The sequence below is a fragment of the Solicola gregarius genome, assembly GCF_025790165.1.
Lineage (GTDB): Bacteria > Actinomycetota > Actinomycetes > Propionibacteriales > Nocardioidaceae > Solicola > Solicola gregarius.
On the sequence record NZ_CP094970.1, the window covers coordinates 478,440 to 495,156 of the forward strand.

Annotated in this window: 16 protein-coding genes and 1 pseudogene; 9 read left to right on the top strand and 8 right to left on the bottom strand. The window is 67.9% G+C overall.

Annotated elements, in window-relative coordinates; all coding sequences use genetic code 11:
- Positions 1 to 16: 16 nt before the first annotated feature.
- Complete coding sequence (locus L0C25_RS02450) at positions 17 to 1,795, bottom strand: 3-hydroxyacyl-CoA dehydrogenase family protein (RefSeq protein ID WP_271634797.1); 1,779 nt, start codon at positions 1,793 to 1,795, stop codon at positions 17 to 19.
- A gap of 128 nt (positions 1,796 to 1,923) precedes the next feature.
- On the opposite strand from L0C25_RS02450, the gene nucS reads away from it, so the two are divergent.
- Entirely contained in the window at positions 1,924 to 2,598 is a 675-nt protein-coding gene (nucS, locus tag L0C25_RS02455) for an endonuclease NucS (protein WP_271634798.1), read from the top strand.
- 82 nt (positions 2,599 to 2,680) lie between these two features.
- On the opposite strand, the gene L0C25_RS02460 is transcribed toward nucS, so the two are convergent.
- The 3 genes from L0C25_RS02460 to L0C25_RS02470 all read right to left on the bottom strand — a co-directional run bounded on the left by L0C25_RS02460 (position 2,681) and on the right by L0C25_RS02470 (position 5,057).
- Positions 2,681 to 3,499, bottom strand: coding sequence for a hypothetical protein (locus L0C25_RS02460; RefSeq protein ID WP_271634799.1), 819 nt, complete (start codon positions 3,497 to 3,499; stop codon positions 2,681 to 2,683).
- Positions 3,500 to 3,576: 77 nt separating this feature from the next.
- The gene (locus L0C25_RS02465; RefSeq protein WP_271634800.1) at positions 3,577 to 4,440 is read right to left on the bottom strand and encodes a VOC family protein; all 864 of its coding nucleotides are present in this window, start codon (positions 4,438 to 4,440) and stop codon (positions 3,577 to 3,579) included.
- A gap of 92 nt (positions 4,441 to 4,532) precedes the next feature.
- Positions 4,533 to 5,057, bottom strand: a complete 525-nt coding sequence (locus L0C25_RS02470) for a ferritin (protein WP_271634801.1) — start codon at positions 5,055 to 5,057, stop codon at positions 4,533 to 4,535.
- A gap of 73 nt (positions 5,058 to 5,130) precedes the next feature.
- Between L0C25_RS02470 and L0C25_RS02475 the strand changes: the two genes are divergently transcribed.
- Positions 5,131 to 5,298 (top strand): hypothetical protein, encoded by a 168-nt coding sequence (locus tag L0C25_RS02475; protein ID WP_271634802.1) that lies wholly within the window; start codon positions 5,131 to 5,133, stop codon positions 5,296 to 5,298.
- 99 nt (positions 5,299 to 5,397) lie between these two features.
- Here the strand turns inward: L0C25_RS02475 and L0C25_RS02480 are convergent, their stop codons facing one another.
- The gene (locus L0C25_RS02480) at positions 5,398 to 6,009 is read right to left on the bottom strand and encodes a histidine phosphatase family protein (protein ID WP_271634803.1); all 612 of its coding nucleotides are present in this window, start codon (positions 6,007 to 6,009) and stop codon (positions 5,398 to 5,400) included.
- A gap of 55 nt (positions 6,010 to 6,064) precedes the next feature.
- On the opposite strand from L0C25_RS02480, the gene L0C25_RS02485 reads away from it, so the two are divergent.
- The 3 genes from L0C25_RS02485 (at position 6,065) to L0C25_RS02495 (ending at position 8,097) form a co-directional block, all read left to right on the top strand.
- A complete protein-coding gene (locus L0C25_RS02485) occupies positions 6,065 to 6,637 on the top strand; it encodes an RNA polymerase sigma factor (protein WP_271634804.1) in 573 nt (190 codons plus the stop codon).
- Positions 6,638 to 6,711: 74 nt separating this feature from the next.
- Positions 6,712 to 7,788 carry a class I SAM-dependent methyltransferase gene (locus tag L0C25_RS02490; RefSeq protein WP_271634805.1) on the top strand — a complete coding sequence of 359 codons (1,077 nt, stop codon included), beginning with the start codon at positions 6,712 to 6,714 and terminating at the stop codon, positions 7,786 to 7,788.
- Between the two features lie 12 nt (positions 7,789 to 7,800).
- Positions 7,801 to 8,097 (top strand): hypothetical protein, encoded by a 297-nt coding sequence (locus L0C25_RS02495; RefSeq protein ID WP_271634806.1) that lies wholly within the window; start codon positions 7,801 to 7,803, stop codon positions 8,095 to 8,097.
- On the opposite strand, the gene L0C25_RS02500 is transcribed toward L0C25_RS02495, so the two are convergent.
- From L0C25_RS02500 to L0C25_RS02510, 3 genes are read right to left on the bottom strand one after another with little or no spacing between them, the layout of a single operon-like run.
- Complete coding sequence (locus tag L0C25_RS02500) at positions 8,090 to 9,337, bottom strand: pyridoxal phosphate-dependent aminotransferase (RefSeq protein ID WP_271634807.1); 1,248 nt, start codon at positions 9,335 to 9,337, stop codon at positions 8,090 to 8,092. The two genes, L0C25_RS02495 and L0C25_RS02500, sit on opposite strands and share 8 nt — an antisense overlap.
- Positions 9,338 to 9,342: 5 nt before the next feature.
- The gene (locus L0C25_RS02505; protein ID WP_271634808.1) at positions 9,343 to 11,319 is read right to left on the bottom strand and encodes a protein meaA; all 1,977 of its coding nucleotides are present in this window, start codon (positions 11,317 to 11,319) and stop codon (positions 9,343 to 9,345) included.
- Between the two features lie 52 nt (positions 11,320 to 11,371).
- The gene (locus L0C25_RS02510; protein WP_271634809.1) at positions 11,372 to 12,280 is read right to left on the bottom strand and encodes a MurR/RpiR family transcriptional regulator; all 909 of its coding nucleotides are present in this window, start codon (positions 12,278 to 12,280) and stop codon (positions 11,372 to 11,374) included.
- An 84-nt stretch (positions 12,281 to 12,364) separates the two neighbouring features.
- Between L0C25_RS02510 and L0C25_RS02515 the strand changes: the two genes are divergently transcribed.
- The 4 genes and pseudogenes from L0C25_RS02515 to L0C25_RS24095 all read left to right on the top strand — a co-directional run.
- A complete protein-coding gene (locus L0C25_RS02515; protein WP_271634810.1) occupies positions 12,365 to 13,528 on the top strand; it encodes a C45 family autoproteolytic acyltransferase/hydolase in 1,164 nt (387 codons plus the stop codon).
- 3 nt (positions 13,529 to 13,531) lie between these two features.
- On the top strand, positions 13,532 to 15,157 hold the full coding sequence (locus tag L0C25_RS02520; RefSeq protein ID WP_271634811.1) for an ABC transporter substrate-binding protein: 1,626 nt from the start codon (positions 13,532 to 13,534) through the stop codon (positions 15,155 to 15,157).
- A 7-nt stretch (positions 15,158 to 15,164) separates the two neighbouring features.
- Positions 15,165 to 16,109 carry an ABC transporter permease gene (locus L0C25_RS02525; RefSeq protein ID WP_271634812.1) on the top strand — a complete coding sequence of 315 codons (945 nt, stop codon included), beginning with the start codon at positions 15,165 to 15,167 and terminating at the stop codon, positions 16,107 to 16,109.
- 65 nt (positions 16,110 to 16,174) lie between these two features.
- Positions 16,175 to 16,612: pseudogene (locus L0C25_RS24095) on the top strand (ABC transporter permease); the annotation flags it as partial.
- Positions 16,613 to 16,717: the final 105 nt, after the last annotated feature.

The following is a 16,717-nucleotide window of genomic DNA, read 5'->3' on the forward strand; positions in this document are numbered from 1 at the left end:
CTCAGTATCGACTGCCTCACGCCGAGTAGTCGCGGAACCCCCGCTGCGTCTTGCGACCCAGGTACCCCGCCGTCACGAGATGCTCCAGCAGCGGTGCCGGCGCGAACCCCGGCTCGCGGAACTCGAGGTAGAGCGTGCGCTGGATCGCGAGCGACACGTCATTGCCGACCACGTCGAGCAGCTCGAACGGTCCCATCGGCAGGGCACAGCCGAGCTTCATCGCCGTGTCGATGTCGTCCGCGGTGGCGTAGTGCGCCTCGACCATGCGTACGGCGTCGTTGAGGTACGGGAACAGCAGCGCGTTGACGATGAAGCCCGCGCGGTCGCCGCACGAGACGGCATGCTTTCCGACGTTGGCGCACAGGGCGAGCACGGTCTCCGCGACATCGGCGTTGGTACGTACGGTCGACACGACCTCGACCAGCTTCATCACCGGCGCGGGGTTGAAGAAGTGCATGCCGATCACGTCGTCCGGCCGCTTCGTGACCGATGCGCACTCGATCACCGGCAGCGACGAGGTCGTGGTCGCCAGGATCGCACCGGGCTTGCAGATCTCGTCGAGGTTCTCGAACAGCGCCTTCTTGATGTCGAGGTCCTCCGCGATCGCCTCGACGACGATGTCGACGTCGGCCATCGCCTCGAGCTCGGTCGTGCCGGTGAGGTGTCCGAGCACATCGGACTTCGCGTCCTCGTCGAGCTTGCCGCGCTGGATCGCCTTGTCGAGCGAGCGGGTGATGCGCTCGCGTACCGCATCGACCTTCGTCGCCGAACGCCCGACGTAGGTCACGTCGTAGCCCGCCTTCGCGAAGACCTCGACGATGCCGGAGGCCATCGTGCCCGTGCCGATCACACCGACCTTCGCGATGTCGCGGCGCAGCTGCGGTGCGGAGTCGGCGGACGGCGTCAGGGAGTCGGCGACGACGACCGGCGAGTCCGGCGCTTCGTACGTGTAGAAACCGCGGCCGCTCTTGCGGCCGAGCAACCCGGCGGTGACCATCTGCTTGAGTACGGGAGCCGGCGCGTGCAGACGGTCGCGGCCCTGCCGATACATCGTGTCGAGGATCTCGTACGCCGTGTCGAGACCGATCAGGTCGAGCAGAGCGAGCGGTCCCATCGGGTAGCCGCAGCCGAACCGCATGGCGGCGTCGATGTCCTCACGGCTGGCGTACTGGCTGTCGTACATCGACGCGGCGTGGTTGAGGTAGCCGAACAGCAGCGCGTTGGCGATGAACCCCGCCTTGTCGCCGGCCACGACGGGCGATTTGTCGAGCTTGCCGGCGAGTGCCTCGACATCCTCGATCACATCGGGAGACGTGACGACGGTGCGTACGAGCTCGAGGAACTTCTGCACCGGCGCCGGGTTGAAGAAGTGCATGCCGACGACGCGGCTCGGATGATCGGTCGCGGCGGAGATCTCGGTGACCGAGAGCGACGACGTGTTGGTGGCGAGCACGGCATTGTCGCCCACGATCTTGTCGAGGCGGGAGATCACGTCCCGCTTGAGGTCGAGGCTCTCCACAACGGCCTCGACGACGAGGTCACAGTCGGCGACGTCGTCGATATTGGTCGTGAACGTGACATGGTCGAAGATCGCCTGCTGCTCGGCAGTCGTGATCTTCTCGCGGCGTACGGCACGGTCGGTGGAGTGCTGGATGTGGCCACGCCCGCGTTCGAGCTGCTCGGTCCCCTGCTCGACGCCGACGACATCGAAGCCGTTGCGGGCGAATACCTCGACGATGCCGGCACCCATCGTCCCGAGGCCGATCACGCCAACCTGATTGAACTCGCGCGCCATCCATCGTCTCCTAGTCGAGTGGTCACAGCCGTACGAAGACACTGTCGTACGTCGGGCGAAGTCTGTCATGCACGGGGGTGGTGCACCATGAGATCGGTCACGCGGGGCCGTCGTACTAGCCTGTGCGGGTGCGTCTCGTAATCGCTCGCTGCCAGGTCGACTACGCCGGCCGGCTGACGGCCCATCTGCCGATGGCGAACCGGCTCATCCTGGTCAAGTCCGACGGCTCCGTGTCCATCCATTCCGACGACCGCGCGTACAAGCCGCTGAACTGGATGAGCCCGCCGTGTACGTTGCGCGAGTCGCAGGATGACGGCGTGCTCGAGTGGATGGTGTCGGCGGCGAAGTCCGACGACACGCTGCGGATCCGGATCGAGGAGATCCTGCACGACTCCGAGCACGAGCTCGGCGTCGATCCCGGACTGCAGAAGGACGGCGTCGAGAAGCATCTGCAGGAACTGCTGGCCGAGCACCCCACGGCACTCGGCGACGGCATCAGCCTCGTACGCCGCGAGTACATGACCGCGATCGGGCCCGTCGACCTGCTGTGCAAGGACGACGCCGGCGGGTCCGTCGCGGTGGAGATCAAGCGGCGAGGCGAGATCGACGGCGTCGAGCAGCTCACCCGCTACCTCGAGCTGATGAACCGCGACCCGCTCCTCACGCCGGTACGCGGGATGTTCGCGGCGCAGGAGATCAAGCCGCAGGCGCGCGTACTCGCCGAGGACCGCGGCATCCAGTGCGTCACGGTGAACTACGACGACCTGCGCGGCATCGACGACCCGTCCCTGCGGCTGTTCTGAGGTCCTGTCTTTCGGAGTTCGCGGACTTTTCGGTGGCGTAATCGCGCTGTACCACTGACAAGTCCGCGAACTCCTCTCGATGTCACCGGGTGTACGCGGGACGGCGCTCGAACAGGCGCGACCACGGCTCGTCGAAGACCGGTTCCGGTCCGGCGTATCCGCCCGCCACGAGCTTTGCGTAGACGCGTCGAACCACCTGACGAGGCGCCCGCAACCGGCGGTTCGTCACTCGATAGAAGCGCCATCCGGCGTCCTCGAAGCCCTCGACGCGATCGAGGTCGTGGTTCCACTGCTTGGTGTCCTCGGCATGCTGGCGTCCGTCATACTCGGTGACGAGTACGTACGCAAGCCAGACGAGATCGCCGCAGCCGACGAAGCGATCGCCGTCGTAGATGTCGAGGTTGCACTCGTCCGGCTCCGGAAGCCCTGCCAGGACGAGCATCAGGCGAGTCGCGGTCTCTCGAGGCGAGCGCACCTTCTCACATACGTACGGCAGTGCGAGCCGAGCGTTGCGGATCCCCTCCCAATTGTCCGTCGCTTCGACGAACGTCGTGAGCCGTTCGAGCGTCGTGGCTTCGTTATGGATGAGCCAGTCGGCCGCGATCACCGCATCGACGAGGTCGAGATCGAGACACGCGTCGAGCCAACATTGCTCCGGACTCAGAGCGCCGTTCTCGAACCAGGCGAGCCGCATCCGGCGGATCACGTGGATGCCGTCCCGCTCGGTCTCTCGCCCCGCAGAGGCGAAGTGCAGGGGGAGGATCGGACCGACCTCGACCCCGTAGCACCGCAGGCCGGTCACGTGCGTCGCCGGTGCGCCGGCGACTACCAGGCGGGCGGCGTCGAGGTACGTCGCGAAGTCGAGCGACACATCCGCGCAGACGTACACGCCACGGAACACGCGTTTGACCCGCGGTCCACGCAGAGTCTGATCGCTCAGCCCATGGGCACGGGCCGCGGAACGAGTGAACGGGGCCGTCAGGCGGCGACGCTCACGTGCACGCGGTTGGCCCACGGGTCGTCGACGGTGACCGTACGCCCGTCGTCGCGGGGCTGCAGCCCGTAGTGCTTCATCCGCTCGGTGAGCGCGCCGACCTCGTCGGCGTTCGGCACGATGATGTCGACCTGGCCGAGGCCGAGTGCGGGCTGCCGTAGGCCGGCGCCGCGACTGTTCCAGACGTTCATCGCCATGTGATGGTGGTACCTGCCCGCGCTGACGAACAACGCCTCGTTGCCGAGGCTGGCGGTCGCCTCGAAACCGAGCCGGTCGACATAGAACTCACGGGCGGTCGCGGTGTCGCCGACCGAGAGGTGGACGTGACCGACGACGGCTCCGCCCATGCCAGGCGCGTCCATACCGCTCTCGGTGAGGTGCTCGCCAAGGAACTCGCGCGGGTCCAGGTACACCGTCGCCATCTCCACCTGCCCGTGCGTCCAGCTCCACTGCGTACGATCGCGGTCCCAGTACAGCTCGACCCCGTTACCTTCGGGGTCGTCGAAGTAGAACGCCTTGCTGACCAGGTGATCGGCGCTTCCGGTGAATCGGCCGGGGTACATCCGCGCCACGGAGTTCACCGCGGCGGCCAGCGCCTGCTGGCTGTCGAACAGGATCGCGGTGTGGAACAGCCCGGCCTCGCGGGGACCAGCGTGTCGCAGCCGCGGTGCATGCCGGAGGATCACCACCGCCGTGACGCCGCGCCCGAGCGTCACGGTCGCGTCGGCAGCGGCCAGTACGTCCAGGCCGACAGCGTCGCGGTAGTACCGCGTCATCCCGTCGAGATCGGCGACGTCGAGCGTGACGGCGCCCATTGTCGTGTCAGGTGCGAGGAGTTCGCCGGACATTCGCTGCTCCTTGATAGTTGTATGTTCAACTATAGCAACTCCTGCACCCGCGGCTTGATTCCCGCGCGCTCGCCCGCACCGACCGAGGAGGTCTACGCTCCGGCGACGGCGGGCGCGGTCGGGTCGTCCGCCTCGCCCGTCTCCTCACGGGCGACCCAGTCCTCGATCGCCTCGAGGTCGTCCTTGGAGCGGGTCACCACCGCGAGCAGGTCCGTCATCTTCGCGACCTCCTCGACCTGCTCCTTGATGAACCACTGCATGAACTGGTCGGACGCGAAGTCCTTCTCGTCACGCGCGATCGAGGTGAGCTCGTTGATCTGCTCGGTGACCCGCTTCTCCTGGTCGAGCGCGACCTGTACCGGCGCGACGACGTCGTCGTACCCGCTCGCCGGGGTCTCGACACCGGGAATCACGACGTCCTCGTCGGCGTCGAGGAGGTACTGCACCATCATCATCGCGTGGTCGCGCTCCTCGAGCGCCTGCTGGTAGAACAGCGCCGCCATCTGCGGCATCGTCAGTGCGTCGTAGTACGTTGCGATCGCGACGTACTGCTGGTGTGCGGCGAACTCGTGTCCGATCTGCTGCGTCAGCGCCGAGACGAACTTGGGGGCTGCCATGTCGTACTCCTTCGATAGCCTTGTGACGGAGGTAACCGTTAGGGATGCCTAACCTTATTGGTACGGTGGGGTGGTGCCGGCGAAGCCCAAGAAGAAGTGCTGCACCTCGAAGCCGAAATGCAAGCGGTGCCCGCTTCGCATGCTCTCCGAGGGAACGCTGCCCAAGGGCTATACCGTGAAGAAGCGAAAACTCGTCAAGGTCAAGGGTGGCAAGAAGAAGGCCAAGGTCCCCGCCGCCTGAGCTCCACCACCTCCCGTTGGCTCGATCATCACCGACGATAGAACCAACGCGGCGCCGAATCCACGCAGGTTCGGCTGCCCTTGCGAAGGCGTGGCTTGGCTATCCGTCGCCCTGATCCGGCCATCGCTCGCAGCGCCAGTCGTCCGCGTCGGCCAGAAGTTCCGCAACGGCACCGTTGGGGATCACGCGTCCGTGCGCATGGGCGTCCGGCAGGTTCGATACCAACCGCGGAAGCACCAGACCCATGACACCGCCGTGACTGACGACCAGCACGGTCTCGCCGCGGTGCAGGTCGACTATCGACTCGAGCGCGCCACGCACCCGCGCGACAACCCGCTCTGCGGACTCGCCACCGTCGTACGTCGCGCTCAGATCGCCCGCGCCCCACGCCTCGAACGTCTCCCGGAACAGGCTCAGGTCTTCCGGCTGCCCTTCGTACGCACCGACCGTGAGCTCCTGCAGCCCCTCGCGGACGCGCACCCCGACGCCGAGAACGCCGGCGGCGATCTCCGCGCTCTGCACCGCGCGAGCAAGAGGACTGCAGTAGACGTACGCGATGCGGCGACCGCGTAGCGACGTACCGAGCTCGCGGGCCTGCTCACGACCGCGTAGCGACAGCGACCCGCCGGCATCGGTGAGGCGGTCGGTCTCGTACTCCGCCTCTCCGTGTCTCGCGATCAACAGGGTCGACGCACATTGCAGGTCGCTCATGCTCCGATCCTGCCATTCGGCGCCGCGGGGAGTCTTGCGGACGTACGCTGCGAAGGTGGACGCCGACCCGCTGGTCGTCCGCCTCCGCACGGGGGACGAGGCGGCGTTCACAACGCTGGTTCGCCGTTACGAACGGCATCTCCTCGCTCACGCCGAGTTCCTTGTACGCAACCATGCGGTCGCCGAGGAGGTCGTGCAGGACACCTGGACGGCTGTGTACACAGGTATCCAGCGATTCGAGGGCAGGTCATCGCTGCTGACGTGGATCACCCGCATCCTGGTCAACCGGGCAGCGACCGCGCTCGGCCGCGAGCGACGCGCAACGCCCTTGGGCACCGACGAGCTCGACCGGCTCGCCCGACCCTCCGGCGTTGGCCACGAGTACACGGGCGCCGACGCCGTAGATGACCGGCTGACCGCGCAACAGGCGATGCGCACCGTCGTACGCGTGCTGCCGCAGCTACCCGACGCGCAACGCTCGGTGTGGACGTTGCACGACATCGAGCACGCCACCACCTCCGAGGTCGCGGCTCGACTCGGCGTCTCGGCGTCCAACCAACGCGTGCTCCTCCACCGTGCACGCACCAGGCTGCGCCGGCACCTCGGGCCGGAGCTGGGTCGTTGGTGACCGCACCCGCACGAAGCGCAAGCCTGTAACGGTCGACGGCTCCGGTCGGACTCTTATACGACGAGAGGAGCACCATGAGCACGACAGCGAGCCATACCGTCGACGAGGCACGGGTCGAGCAGGTGATGGGTCAGATGGCCGGGTACATGACCGGCCTGTCGATGTGCGTCGGCATCTGGCTCGGTGACGAGCTGGGCTTCTATCGGATCCTCGCGGCAGAGGAGTCGATGACGGCCGACGATCTCGCGGAGCGTGCCAACACCCATCCGCGACTCACCCGGGAGTGGCTCGACGCACAGGCCGCCGGATCGATCGTTGCCTACGACGCTGGTAGCGATCGGTACGCCCTCTCGGCGGAAACGGCGGTTGCCCTTGCCGACGAGGACTCGCCCGTGTTCATCGCGCGTGCGATGAATGTGTTGCTCGCCGTTGCGATCGACGGCCAGAAATGCGTTGACGCATTCCGCACCGACGGAGCGCTGAGCTGGCGTGATCACGACGAGCACCTGTTCGCCGGCACCGAGTGGCTGTTCCGAACGGGCTACCGCGCCGAGCTGCCGAGCTGGATCGCCGCCCTCGACGGTGTGGAGGAGCGTCTCGAGCAGGGTGGGTCGATCGCCGACATCGGATGCGGGCACGGGGCCGCATCCGTCGTGTTGGCGACGACCTACCCGAAGGCGTATGTGCACGGCTTCGACTTCCACGAGGCATCGATCGACACCGCTCGGCTGCGTGCGATCGAGTCGGACGTCGCCGGTCGGGTGGAGTTCACTCTTGCCGACGCGCGTGGCTATCCGGGTGCGTACGACCTGATCTGCTTCTTCGACTGTCTGCATGACATGGGCGATCCGGTGGGCGCCGCGGCGTACGCCCGCGAGCACCTCGCGCCCGGCGGGACGATCCTGCTGGTGGAGCCGTTCGCGCTCGACGACCGGGAGACGAACATCGCCGAGAACCCGATGGCGGCGATCTACTACACGGCCTCGTCGTTCATCTGCACACCGAACTCGCTGTCGCAGGACGTCGGATACGCGATCGGCACACAGGCAGGCGCCGCGCGATGGCGGGAGGCGCTCGCCGACGCCGGGCTGTCGCATGTCCGCCAGGTCGCCGCCACACCGTTCAACCTCATCCTCGAGGTACGCCCATAAGGAGATGACCCGATGTTCATCCAGCTGATCGACTCACACATGTCCGACCTGGACACCGCACTCGAAGAGCTGCACAGGGAATGGGAGCGGGCGACCGACGGCCGAAACACCGTGCGCCGCTCGATCACCGCACGCGATCGAGAGGACGAACGTCACATCGTGTCACTGGTGTTCTTCGACTCGTACGAATCGGCGATGGAGAACTCCAACCTGCCCGAGACCGACGAGATGGCCGCGAAGATGCGGACGCTCGTCGACGACGTGAGCTTCGAGAACCTCGACGTCATCGACGATCGGTCCTTCACGTGAGCGCAGACAGGGCCGCGGCGAGCTGATCGAGACGGCGCGCCACCCACGGCAGCGTCGTCGGATCTTCCGACTCGAGGGCGCGCGTACGTTCCGAGTCGTCTCCGCCGTTCAGCATGCTCGTCGCGACGCGAAGGGTGAGTCGCTCCGGATCGTCGCCGAACGCCGCACCCGGCAGCGTCGCAACACCGAATCGGTCGAGCAGAGTCGACGCGAGCCCGGCACTCGTCGTGATCGACCAGCGATCGCGCAGCTGCTCACGCATGGAGTCGAACGACGGGTAGACGTAGAAGCCTCCCACGGGCTCGGGTACGTGCGCGCCGTGCCGCGCGAACACCGAGGCGCTCGCGCGGGCGATGGCGCCGTGCAGCCGACGGCCGCGGGCGATGTGGTCGACGAGCTCGGCAGGTTCGCCGTACGCCCAGGCGGCGGCCGACTGTACGGGTTGCGGCGCGGCCGACCAGATCTCGCTCGCCGCCGTCAGCACCGTCGCTCGGACCTCCGCGTACGCGGGGTCGGCGGGAAACCGCGCGACGCCGATCCGCCAGCCACCGAGCGCGAGGCTCTTGCTGAGCCCGCTGGTGATGATCGTCCGCTCGGGTGCCAGGTCTGCCGCGCTGACGTACGTCGCTGCCGCGTCGTGCACCAGGTCGCGGTAGATCTCGTCGGAGATGATCGTCAGGTCGTGCCGGCGCGCCGCCGCGCACAGCTCACCGATGGTCTCGGGACTCGCCAGCGTGCCGGTCGGGTTGTCCGGCAGCGTCACGAGCACGGCGCGCAGCGGCACGTCGGCCGCGCACTCTCGTGCGAGCGCGTCCAGCCGGTCGGGATCCGGTACGCCGCCCTCGCTCGGCCCGGTGGGTACGAGGTGCGCGTCGATGCCGAGCAACCTCGCCTGCGCCGCATAGCTGACCCAGCTCGGCTTCGGCAGCGCAACGGGGCCGCCGAGCGCCTGAAACAGCGCGTACAGCAGGGGTTTGCTACCCGGCCCGGAGACGACCTGCGCCGGCCCGGTCGGCAGCGCGCGCCGGTCCCAGTAGCCCGCGGCCGCTTCGAGCAGCGCAGCCGATCCCGCCACCGGACCGTACTGGTTCCGCGCCGCCGAGTCGGCAAGCCTGCGTACGAGGGCGGGGTGAACTGGCACGTTGGCCTCTCCGAAGCCGAGCGGCACGGTGTCGAGACCGGCGGCGGTACGACGGGCGATCTCCTCGTTGATCGCCAACGTCGGTGAGATCGTTGCCATGCGGTCTAGTGTTGCAGGCCGTTCGCCTTCCGGATCTCCGTCACGATGTGGCCCATGATCTCGGTGAGGCCGAAGTCCTTCGGCGTGAACACCGCGGCGACGCCCTGCTCCTCGAGGCGGCGCGCATCCGACTCGGGCACGATGCCGCCGACGATCACGGGGATTTCCGCGGCGCCGGATTCACGCAGCCCGCGGAGCACGTCGGGCACCAGCTCCATGTGCGAGCCGGACAGGATGGACAGGCCGACGCAGTGCACGTCCTCGGCGACGGCAGCGGCGACGATCTCCGATGGCGTCAACCGGATGCCCTGGTAGATGACCTCGAACCCCGCGTCGCGCGCCCGCACCGCGACCTGCTCGGCGCCGTTGGAGTGCCCGTCGAGCCCGGGCTTGCCCACCAGAAGGCGCAGCCTGCCGCCGAGCTCCTCGCCGGTTTCCCGTACGCGCTCGCGTACGGCCGCGAGCTCGCCGCCGGCGTCGGAGACACCGACGCTGCCGGTCACACCCGTAGGCGCTCGGAACTCGCCGAAGACCTCCCGCAAAGCGCCCGCCCACTCACCCGTGGTCGCGCCCGCGCGTGCGGCGGCGAGGGTCGCGTCCATCAGGTTGGCGTCGGTCTTCGCCTCTGCCCGCAACCGCTCCAGCGCCGCGCGTACCGCGTCGGCGTCGCGCTGTGCGCGCCACTCGCGCAGGGCCTCGATCGCGCTCGCCTCGGCCTGCGGATCTGCCGTCTGGATGGACGTCTCGAGATCGGCGGTCAGCGGCGACTGTTCGCTCTCGACGTAGGAGTTGACGCCGATGACCTGCTGCTCACCGGACTCGATCGCTGCCCGGCGCTGCGCGTGCGCCGCGACAAGGGCCTGCTTCATGTAACCCGACTCGACGGCGGCGATCGCACCGCCCATCGCCTGGACCCGGTCGATCTCCGCGCGAGCGCCGCGTACGAGCTCGTCGACCTTCGCCTCGATGACATGGGAGCCGTCGAAGATGTCGTCGTACTCGAGCAGGTCGGACTCGAACGCAAGCACCTGCTGCAGACGAAGCGACCACTGCTGATCCCACGGCCGCGGCAGGCCGAGCGCCTCGTTCCAGGCGGGCAGCTGCACGGCCCGCGCCCGGGCGTCCTTCGACAGCGTGACCCCGAGCATCTCGAGAACGATGCGCTGCACGTTGTTCTCCGGCTGCGCCTCCGTCAGCCCGAGCGAGTTGACCTGGACGCCGTACCGCATCCGGCGCATCTTGGGATCCTCGACGCCGTACCGCTCGTGGGTGATCTCGTCCCAGAGCCGTCCGAAGGCGCGCATCTTGCACATCTCCTCGACGAAGCGCACGCCCGAGTTCACGAAGAACGAGATCCGGCCGACGACCTTGCCGAAATCGGCCTCGGCCACCTGACCCGAGTCCTTGACCGAGTCGAGCACCGCGATCGCCGTCGACAGTGCGTACGCGAGCTCCTGCACGGGGGTCGCGCCGGCCTCCTGCAGGTGGTAGCTGCAGATGTTCAGCGGGTTCCACTTCGGGATATGGACGACCGTGTACGCGATCATGTCGGTCGTCAGACGCAGGGAGTGCTCGGGCGGGAACACGTACGTGCCGCGGGAGAGGTACTCCTTGATGATGTCGTTCTGCGTCGTGCCCGCGAGGCTCACGGCGTCGACGCCCTGCTCCTCTGCGGCGACCTGGTACAACGCGAGCAGCCACATGGCGGTCGCGTTGATGGTCATCGAGGTGTTCATCTCACCGAGCGGGATGCCGTCGAAGAGCGCATGCATCTGGCCGAGGTCGGCGACCGGCACGCCGACCTTGCCGACCTCCCCACGGCTCAGCTCGTGGTCGGGGTCGTAGCCGGTCTGTGTCGGCAGGTCGAACGCGACCGACAGACCCGTCTGGCCCTTGGCCAGGTTACGCCGGTAGAGGGCGTTCGAGGCTGCCGCCGAGCTGTGCCCCGCGTACGTCCGCATCACCCAGGGTTTGTCGCGCATAGCCACAGGTTAGGCCCAAATGACCGGCGAGTAACCCCTGACGTGAGACGGCTCACTGCCGGTCGAGGTTCGAACCCTTGTAGTCGCGGATCAGCCGCTGGCGTACGTGGGTGAGCTGCTCGCGCGCCCGCATCGCGCGGTCCTCGTCGAGGGCGCTGAGCCCGTAGCCGAGGACGTCGGCGACGACGATCGATGAGAGCGCCTCCGACGAGAGGAGCGCAGAGCCGCGGATGGCGAGCAGCCCGATGTCGTATGCCTTCGCCAGCTGCTTGTGCAGGCGCTCGCCGCTGATCAGGATCGCCTTGGCGCCAACGGACGTGGCGTGCTCGAGGATGACGTCGATGTCGTGCAACAGCCGGCCTGGCTGGAATATGACGACCGCATCGCCGTGGCCGATGCGCATCACCGAGTCGGCGAGCATGAGCCCCGTGTCTCCGACTGCTCTTGCGTCGTACCCCATCCGGTTCGCCGTTCGAGCCAGGTGCCGGGCGCCGTGCTCGGATCCGCCGTAGCCGAACACGAAGATCGTGTCCGCGTGCGCCATGGCCCCGACGGCGCTCTGCAGCTCGGCGTCGTCGATCGCCTCGCGGGTGAGCTCGAGCGACTCGATCGCGTCGGCGAAGATCTGCTCGCGCACGGCGCCGAGGTCCGAGCCCAGTGCGGACAGCCGACGCGACAGGCGCTCCCTCGGATGGGCGGTCGCCTCCCCGAGGCCGCTGCCCGCCTCGCGCTTGAGCTGCGGCAGCCCTGTGTAACCGAGCTTGCGCGCCGTACGTACGACCGTCGCGTCACTGGTACGCGTCAGGCGCCCGAGCTGCTCGGCGTTCGCGAAGATCAGCTCCTCGGTCGGCATCGCGTTGAGGTACTGCGCGACCCGCGTCTCCGACGGCGACAGCCGATCGAGCACCGCGCCCACCCGGTCGGCGAGCGAGCGCGACGATTCCACTTCATCTGTTGACATGTCTGAAGTATTCACTACACTCGGCCCTGACGCACGTCCGACACCGATGGCGTGTCGTGAAATGGATACTACAAGGAGCAGTGCGTGGACAGCTTGACCCTCCCGTCCGTCGAGATCAGCGGCGGCGACCACGAGCGCGGCACCCAGTACGGCGAGTTCGCAGCCGCCCAGATCGTCGCGGCGCGCGACTTCTACGAGGCGTCCTTCGGGCGGGTGCAGGGCCTCACCTGGTCGCAGGTACGCGAGCTCGCCCGCGAGTGGCTTGCGCCGAGCACCGCGTTCGCGCCCGACCTGATCGACGAGATGCGCGGGATCGCGGACGGCGCGGGGCTCGATCTGCTCGACGTCCTCGCCCTGAACGCCCGCGGCGAGATCAGCCGGATGCGTCGCGACGAGCCCCTCGGTGAACGCGACGAGCTCGACCTGGACTCCGACGGATGCTCGTCGTTCGCGCTGTTGCCCGAGGCAACCGGCGACGGCCACGTCTACTGCGGTCAGAACTGGGACTGGCGCCACGCCGTACGCGACACGGTGCTGCTGCTTCGGGTCGTACGCCCGGGCAAGCCGACGATCATCCAGCACGTCGAGGCCGGCCAGGTCGGTCGACAGGGTGCGAACTCCGCCGGTCTCGCGCTCAACGCGAACGGGCTCGGCGGCCGGTTCCCGGGCACTGCCCCGGGCGTGCCGCAGCCGCTGATCCGCCGCCGCGTACTGGACTCGGCCGGTCCGTACGAGGCGATCAAAGTACTGCTCGACGCCACACAGGACATCCCGAGCAACGCGCTGCTCACTCATCGGGACGGGTTCGCGATCGACCTCGAGACGACGCCGTACGCGCACGACTGGCTCTACCCGACCGGCGGCGTCCTCGTCCACGGCAACCACTACCAGGGCCGGATACCGGCCCAGCTCGCCGCGACGTACCGCCCGGACTCCGCCAGCACCCTGTATCGCGTCCCGATCATCGAACGCGGCCTGGCAGAGGCCGCGGCCGCGGTCGACGCCGAGTCGATCCGCAAGGTCGTGCACACGACGATGTCCGACCACTTCGGCAAACCCGAGTCGGTGTGCTCGCACCCCGACCCACGCCACGACGAGCTCCGCCAGTGGTCGACACTGCTGTCGAGCTGCGTCGACCTCACCGCAGGCACGTACCACCTCGCGCCCGGTATGCCGTGCGAGCACGCGTACCAAGTTGCTCCGTGGAACATCTACGACGGCCCCGACGCCCCCACCCACACGAGGTAGATCATGAACCGCCGCATCATCCTCCCCGCCACCCTGCTGAGCGCCGCGGCGCTCGCCTTGACCGGCTGCGCCGGCTCCGACTCCGGCGGGGGCAAGCCGCCGAGCGACGACGAGCTCGTCGCCACTACCAAGCCCGCCTCGGGGCCCGCCGACAGCGTGAACTGGATGCTGTCTGCCGAGCCGGCGACGCTCGACGCCGACGTCGGCGCCAGTGACGTCGAGGACTCCGTGATCGCCAACATGTGCGAACGGTTGTTCCAGGTCCAGCCCGACTACAGCGTCAAGCCGCACCTCGCCAAGTCGGTGACGCGCCCCAACCCCACGACGGTCGTGTACGCCCTGCGCGATGACGTGACGTTCCACGACGGCAGCCCGCTGGCTGCCGATGACGTCGTATGGAGCATGCAACGCCACGCCGAGCCCGGCGCCGACGAGTCCGACGAGTATGAGGGTGTCAAGAACGTCGAGAAGACCGGCGAGTACGAGGTGACCGTCACGCTCGAGCAGCCCGATGCGCAGTTCGACATGCGGATGGCCGGCGACGGCGGAATCGTCTGGAACCGCGCCGTGATCGACAGGGCGGGCGACTCGTTCGGAACACCGGACAGTCCCGATGCATGCAGTGGTCCGTACCAGCTCAAGGAATGGAAGGCGGGTACGTCGATCACCCTCGAGGCGGCACCGAACTACTGGGACAAGGACCGCGCCGTCAACACGCAGAGCCTCACTTACACCTGGGGCGCGGCGCCCGCCGTCGTGAACGCGGTGAACGCCGGTGAGACCGACGGCACCTTCCTGACCGATCCCTCGCTCGTCGGGCCGCTCGAGTCCAACGACGAGCTCAGCGTCTCGTACGGCGCGACCACGACGTCGTGGCAGGTCTTCCCGTCCCGCGGCGACGGCGCACTCGGCGACGCTCGGATCCGTACGGCGCTGTCGCTCGCGATGGATCGCGACGGGATCGTCAAGGCAGCGTTCGACGGGCGCGCCGAGCCATGGAAGCTCCCGGTCGGATCGGGCACCTGGGGTTACGCGCCCGACGCCTTCCAGGACGCGTTCGACAAGGTCCCCGACACGCCCTCGTCGCCGAGCGACGCCGATATCGACAAGGCCAAGGACCTCGTCGAGCAGGTCGGCGACCCGGGCCCGATCACGCTCGCCACCAGTGGGAGCGAGATCCAGAACGTGATGGCCAACGGCGTCCGCACGGCTGCGGCCGAGATCGGACTCGAGGTCGAAATCAAGACGCTGTCGGACGCGCAGTACTCCGAGCTGTACGGGAGCGAGGACGCCCGAGCGAAGGTCGACGGCATGATCGGCGACTGGTACCTCTCCAAGCCCGATCCGCTCGGCATGTACGACAACGCGATGCCGGGAGGAGTCAACAACTACGTCGGCTTCGATGACCCGAAGTACGCGCAGGCGTTCAACGCCGCGGCCGGCGAGTACGACGAGACCAAGCGCGCGAACCTCACGGTGAAGGTGCAGGACATCTACCTGGACAACATGCTCTCCATTCCGTTGGTGATGACGCCGAACACCCTGGTGACGTCCGACAAGCTGTCCGGCGCACCCGTGTCGATGGCCTACCTCACGTACCCGTGGGCTGCAGATCTCGGCTCGGCGTGACGCGTCGATGCGCACCGTCGTTCGAAACGTCGCCGAGGTCGTCACTACGCTCGTCCTCGCCTCGTTCCTGATCTTCCTGGCGATGTACCTTGCCCCAGGTGACAAGGCGGCGCTGCTCGCGGGCGGGCCGGAGAACCTGACCCCGCAGACGCTCCAGGCGATCAACGAGCAGTACCACTTCGACGACCCGATGATCGTCCAGTACTTCTACTGGCTGGGCAACGCCGTGCAAGGCGACTTCGGTCGCTCGTACGTCTATGGGCAGGACGTGTCGAGCCTGTTGACCTCGCGTTTCGATGTCACGGTGTTCCTGGTGCTCTACACCGCCGTGCTGGTCATTGCGATCGGCCTCGTGCTCGGCGTCGTGTCCGCCTTGCGCAGGCGCAAGGCGGCCGACTCCGCGATCCTGACGGTGACGACGTTCCTCGGTGGCATCCCGCCGTTCGTCGCGGCGGTCGCCCTGATCGCGGTGTTCGCGGTCGGGCTGGCGTGGTTCCCCACCACGGGCGCCGGCGACGGTATCGCCGACCGCTTCTACCACCTGACGCTGCCCGCGATCGCGCTCGCCGTCGGCTCGATCGCCGGGATGACACGAGTGACGCGGCAGTCGATGGTGAGCCAGTCCGAGTCGCCGCACGTCGACGTCGCGCGTACCCGCGGGCTGCCCCGCGCGTACATCGTCCGGCAGCACATCCTGCGCAACTCCGCGGCACCGATCATCACCATGTCGGGTCTCATCATCGCCGGCACGATCGCCGGCACCGTGCTCGTCGAGGAGGCCTTCGGGCTGAGCGGGATCGGCAAGCTGCTGATCGACGCGATCGACCAGCGCGACCTCCCCGTGACGCAGGCGGTCCTGCTGCTGCTCGTCCTCGCGTACATCATCACCACCCGGATCGCCGACGTACTGCAGCGCGTCGCCGATCCTCGGCTGCGAGGGAGTGAGTCATGAGCGCGGCGAGCGTTGATGCCGGCGTCATTGCGCCCGTCGCTCCTACGCGGTCACGCGGCGGAGTGATGTTCTGGGTGTCGGCGGTGTTCCTCGCCGTCGTGATCTGCTGCGCCGTGTTCGCGCCGTGGATCGCACCTCACGACCCGACCGAGGCCGACCTGTCCGCGTCGCTGCAGGGCATCAGCGGCGACTACTGGCTCGGCGCCGACCAGTCCGGGCAGGACATCGCGTCCCGGATCATGTACGGAGCTCGTACCGGCCTGATCGGCCCGCTGTTGATCCTCGGTTTCGCGCTCACGTTCGGGCCGCCGCTCGGCATCCTCGCCGCGTGGAAGGGCGGTTGGATCGACGCAGTCGTCTCCCGCGCGACCGATGCCTTCATCGCCTTCCCGGGCCTGCTCTTCGCCGTGCTCGTCATCGCGATCTTCGGCGAGGGCATCGGGGCCGCCGTGATCGCGCTCGGACTCGCGTACACCCCGGCGGTGGCGAAGCTGGCCCGAAGCGCGGCGCTGTCGGAGTGCCAGCGCGAGTACATCGAGGCGTACCGGGTGCTCGGTGTCGGGGGGTGTCGCGATCTGCCTGCGCAGGCTCGTCCCCAGGGTCATCCC